At 57.2% G+C, this 2,222-nt stretch carries 3 protein-coding genes; all 3 read right to left on the minus strand.

Features of this window, described 5'->3' with window-relative positions; translation table 11 throughout:
* Window positions 1–1,181 (minus strand): methyltransferase domain-containing protein (locus AC1D1P_RS21490; protein WP_477674370.1); only part of this gene is annotated, 1,181 nt, incomplete at its 3' end.
* Window positions 1,178–1,738: a dTDP-4-dehydrorhamnose 3,5-epimerase gene (gene rfbC / locus AC1D1P_RS21495; RefSeq protein ID WP_477668503.1), complete on the minus strand. Its 561-nt coding sequence runs from the start codon at window positions 1,736–1,738 to the stop codon at window positions 1,178–1,180. The genes AC1D1P_RS21490 and rfbC, both read right to left, overlap by 4 nt.
* The coding region (locus tag AC1D1P_RS21500; RefSeq protein WP_477674371.1) for an ATP-binding cassette domain-containing protein at window positions 1,735–2,222 on the minus strand (488 nt) is incomplete at its 5' end. The genes rfbC and AC1D1P_RS21500, both read right to left, overlap by 4 nt.

A 2,222-nucleotide genomic window follows, 5' to 3' on the forward strand; every position in this document is an offset into this window, starting at 1 on the left:
CCCCAAGTTCGCACGTGGGCTTGCTGTTGCATGACTTCGGCAGCGATATTCCAAGGCAGGATAACCACCACGTCCGGGCGGTGTTCGGCCATTGCCGATGGTGGGAGGATTGGAATGTGATTGCCAGGCAGGTATTTGCCCTGCTTGGATGGAGCGGCGTCGCAAACATATGCCAGCAGGTCTGGCTTGACACCCGCATAGTTCAACAGGGTATTTCCCTTGGCAGCCGCGCCGTAGGCCGCGACCTTTTTGCCGGCGTTCTTTTGCTCGATCAGAAAGGTAAGTAACTTGTTTTTGACCCGATCGGCCTTCGGCTGAAAATTCAGATACGTGTTCAAGTCACGGAGACCGTGGCGCTGTTCGTCTTCGAGAATACGCGCGACCGCGCCGGTACTCTCGCGTGTGTCCTCGCGGTGGCAACCGTAGACGCGCAGGCTGCCGCCATGGGTGCTGAGTTCTTCGACGTCCCACACACGCAGGCCGGCCTGGTCGAAGATACGGCTGACGCTTTGCAGTGACAAGTAGGAAAAATGTTCGTGGTAGACCGTATCGAACTGGTTGTGCTCGATCAGTTGCATAAGGTGCGGGAATTCGAGCGTGATCACACCAGTCGGCTTGAGCACCGACTTGAGGCCACGTGTGAAGTCGTTGATGTCCGGTACGTGCGCATAGACGTTGTTACCGATGATGAGATCGGCCTGTTTGCCTTCAGCTGCCAGGCGTTTGGCCAACGTATCACCGAAAAACTCGCGTAGTACCGGAATGCCGAGATTCTCTGCGGCCTTGGCTGTACCTTCTGTGGGTTCGATGCCGAGGCAGGGGATTCCCGGCGGCAGAAAGTTGCGAAGCAGATAACCGTCATTGGAGGCAACTTCAATCACGAAACTCTCGGAACCGAGTCCGAAGCGTTTGGTGATCGCTGTGGTGTAGCGTGCGGCGTGATCGAGCCAACTGATCGAGGTCGACGAGTAGTACGCATAGTCATAGCGGAACAGCTCGTTGGCTTGCGTGAAGTCCTCGGTTTGCACCAGCCAGCAGTGGTCACAGACAAACAGTTTCAGCGGGAGGTGAACCTCGGGCTGCGTAAGCTGCGCCTTGGTCAGATATGCATTGGAGGGCGGCGCAAACCCCAAATCGAGGAATACATGCTGCAGGGGAGTGTTGCAATGGCGGCAGTTCATGCGGCAAGTCCTGTGAAATCGTGATTAATGTGCTGGCGGCCACGATCACCTTCCGAGACATCGGTCGCGGGAAGCGGCCAGGTGATAGCCAGTTTAGGGTCGTTATAGGCAAGGCCGCCTTCGGCTTCAGGTTTGTAAAAGGCGGTATGCAGATACAACATCTCGCTGTTTTCCTCGAGCACCTGAAAGCCGTGTGCACAGCCCTCGGGAACGACCAGCATGCGGCCATTTTCAGGTGTGAGTTCCTCGGCATGCCAGTGTAAAAAAGTCGGTGAGCCTTGCCTCAGATCGACCGCGACATCCCACACCTTGCCCCGGATGCAGCGTATGAGCTTCATTTCGGCGTGTGGTGGGCGCTGGTAGTGCAAACCGCGAATCGCACCTTTTGACAGTGTGCGCGAGTGATTGATCTGCAAGATGCGACGCTCTCCGGTTACCTCGGCAAGCTCACGCTCGCAGAAGAGGCGGCTGAAGGCGCCCCGCAGGTCCGAGAATCGTGTGGTTTCAACCACCAGCACATCAGGCAGGGTGGTGTTGTGGATGGTCATCGTGCTCATGGAGAAGCCTGCGCGAGTTGTCGGAAGCTCGCGCTGTGTGTCAGCAGCTCGTCGTAGCTGCCTTGCGAAGCGACCTTTCCGTGTTCGAGTTCAATGATGACGTCACAATTCATGACGGTCGTCAGGCGGTGTGCGATAAGAAGGATCGTGAGGCCGCGATCCAGCCCGTCAATCGCAGTCATGACCGATTGCTCGGTCGCGTTGTCGAGGGCACTTGTCGCTTCGTCGAATATCAGCACGCTGGCCTTTTTGTAGAGGGCTCGCGCGATGCCGATTCGCTGGCGTTGACCGCCTGATAACTGGATGCCGCGTTCACCGACATGCGCGTTGTAGCCGCCGGTACGGCTTTCGATAAATTCGGCAATCTGTGCCTGTTGCGCGGCTTCGCGGACACGCGACATATCGATCAACTGCCTTGGCACGCCAAAGGCGATGTTTTCAGCGAGACTGGTGTCGGCCAGATAGATGCTCTGCGGTACATGGG

It is taken from the genome of Polaromonas sp. P1_E1_2 (assembly GCF_056406035.1).